Origin of the sequence: uncultured Senegalimassilia sp. (genome assembly GCF_934632265.1) — a bacterium.
GTDB lineage: Bacteria > Actinomycetota > Coriobacteriia > Coriobacteriales > Eggerthellaceae > Senegalimassilia.
Genome location: NZ_CAKTYH010000181.1, coordinates 1 through 2,474, shown reverse-complemented (window position 1 = coordinate 2,474; position 2,474 = coordinate 1). Strand labels below are relative to the sequence as shown.

The window sequence follows — 2,474 nt, the reverse complement described above, 5'->3', positions numbered from 1 at the left end:
GGGCTGCGGCGGGGCTGCGCGGGCGCCTCGCCCGTGCGGGGCTTTGCTGCGTGAGGGCGCCGAGACGCTGCGTTGGATTTCGCGATTGCAAACGGCTTGACGCGAGGCCGGCGTCCCTTTGGGGCGCCGGCCTCGTTTGGTTCGCCAAGCTGCAACAGTGCAGCGGCCGAGCCGCGGCCCTGGCGTTCTGGGTGGTTTGGGCGGCGGTTGCCCGGTATTTGCCGCGGCCCTGGAGTTCTGGACGGTTTTGCAGGAAAACGGGCCTGATTTTGACATGGGTCTGGAGTTCTGTGCGGTTTTCGGGGCAGATTTCGGCAGGTGCTCGGAATAACCCCAGGTCAGCTTTTGCGGAAAGGCCGGCATCGCCTACGAAACCGCCCAGAAGTTGCTTCGCGTTTCGCGATTGTGGTCCACGGTGCCGCGAGGGGTTGGTGTCGTGCTTTAAACCACCCAGAAGTCGGCGCCGCTTGCGAAATCGCTCAGAAGATGGGGCGTTTATCGGGATGGCGGGGTTGGCTTCTGTCGTGGGCGTTCGCCGCGGCAAGTGGGGGGCGCCCGCGCAGGGTTTTGCCGCGCGAGGGCGGCGAGACGCTGCACTGGATTTCGCGATTGCAAACGGCTTGACACGAGGCCGGCATCTCTCGGGGTGCCGGCCTCACTTGGGTTTGCGCGGATTCGGCGCTTGTTGTTTGACGGGTCGGTATCGCTTCGGTGGAAGTTCGCTGAAAGGGTATCGGGGCGGTGACGAAGCGCGTAGCCTTCAGCTTAATACAAGGTTCGAGCGCGATGATTGCCAGCCGCGCTCAGGTAAACGCGAGCATGAGGAGGTTGCTCATGGCGCATATGCAGGAAAACCCGCAAACCGCGGGCAAAGATACGAGGATGCCGGCAGGGGACGAAACGCGGCAAATGCCCTTGCGCGCCGATAGGCCCGTGCGGGCGGCTCAGGCGCCGTACCCGCTTCAGGGGCGCCCGGCGCCGATGCAGCAGGTGGCTACGCCGTTCGCCGTTTCCGGTGAGAATGCGGGGAATGCGATCCCGGGTGCGGACGTTGCGCCCGGCGCGAACGGCGCACCCGGTCGCAACGGGGAGTTTGCGGTTCCGGGTGCGGGTGCCGCGCCCGGTGCGAACGGTGTCTCGGTTAAGGAAGCCGTGCCGGGCGCGAATGCTGCGAACGGTGTGTTTGCGGCAGGTGGCGCGTTCGGCGCAAATGCCGCGTTTTCGGCGTCCAGCTCGAACGGAGTGCCTGGCGCAAACGGCGCCGCGGCTGCGGAAGCCGCAAAAGCCGCCGAAACGGAGGAGGCGCCCAAGCGCAAGGGGCTGGGCGGGCTGCTCGAGGGGCTGTCCGTGCCGCAGGTGGCCGCCGGCGCGTTGGCGGCGGTGACGTCGATGCTGCTGTCGTCGAAGATCGGCATCGCCGGCTCGGTCATCGGCGTGGCGGTAGGCTCGGTGGTGTCCACCGTCGCATCGCAGGTGTACAAGCAGTTTCTGCAGGCTTCCGCCGACAAGCTGCGCGAGCTGAACCCGCTCGATGAGGCGGGGTCTTCCGCAGCCGCGGGCGAAACCCGCGTGATGCCGGCGGCCGCGGGCGGCTCATCTGCGACCCGCGTGATGGGCACGATGTCCGCGTCCGGCGCCGCGGCGGCATCCGGCGACCATGCCGCAGCCGACGGCCCGGCAGCTTCCGCAACCCCTACCCGCAGCGTGCACGACCTGCGCGAAAGCGGCGAGACGGGCGTGCTGCGAGGCCGCGCCGAGCATCTGCGCCGTCGGCGCATGCAGCGCGGCGTGATCGCGGTGTCGGTGGTGTCGGCCTTGGCCGCGGTGGCCATTTCCGCGGGCATCATCAACCTGGTGACGGCCGGCGAAGGCGTGGGCACCAAGACCGAGCCGCTGTTCACCGGCGCTTCCACGTCGCAAACCGACGATGGTTCCACGACGAAGGGCAAGCAGAGCGGCAAGTCCCAGCAGTCCACGACGCAGGGCGAGGACAGCTCCGCTTCGCAGAACTCCGCCGCGCCCGTGCATCAGGACGGCACCGCGTCGTCGGATAGCTCGGCTTCCGGGTCCGGCAGCGCCGGCGGGTCGACGACCAGCGGCACGGAATCAAGTAGCGCTAGCGGCACCGGCAGCTCGACGGGTTCCACCACCAGCGGCACCGGCGGCAGCTCCGGCAGCACGTCCGGTTCGCAAACCGGCAGCTCCGGCAGCAGCAGCTCCGGCAGCTCGTCGAGCGGTTCCTCGACCAGCGGCTCCACGGGGACGGAAAGCTCCTCGTCGACCAGCGGAGCCACGGGGTCCACGGGCAATTCCTCGTCCGGCTCCTCGAACGGCGGATCCACAAGCTCCACCACAGCTTCGTAACAGGCAGGCGGGGCGGGCGCAACGAACGCGCCCGCCCCGCTTTTGCGTTCACCCGACTTGCGGGCTGCACGAGCACCGGGCTTTTGCGTTCAGACTTAGCCGAGCCATTC

Annotated in this window: 1 protein-coding gene; it reads left to right on the top strand. The window is 68.2% G+C overall.

The features are described 5' to 3' along the window. The first annotated feature begins 834 nt into the window (after window positions 1-834). Entirely contained in the window at window positions 835-2,364 is a 1,530-nt protein-coding gene (locus Q0H50_RS09220; RefSeq protein ID WP_294421666.1) for a hypothetical protein, read from the top strand. The last annotated feature ends 110 nt before the right edge of the window (window positions 2,365-2,474 follow it).

Excerpts from the sequence above, each read along its gene's own strand:
- Q0H50_RS09220 (WP_294421666.1), top strand. The coding sequence starts at position 835 with ATGGCGCATATGCAGGAAAACCCGCAAACCGCGGGCAAAGATACGAGG.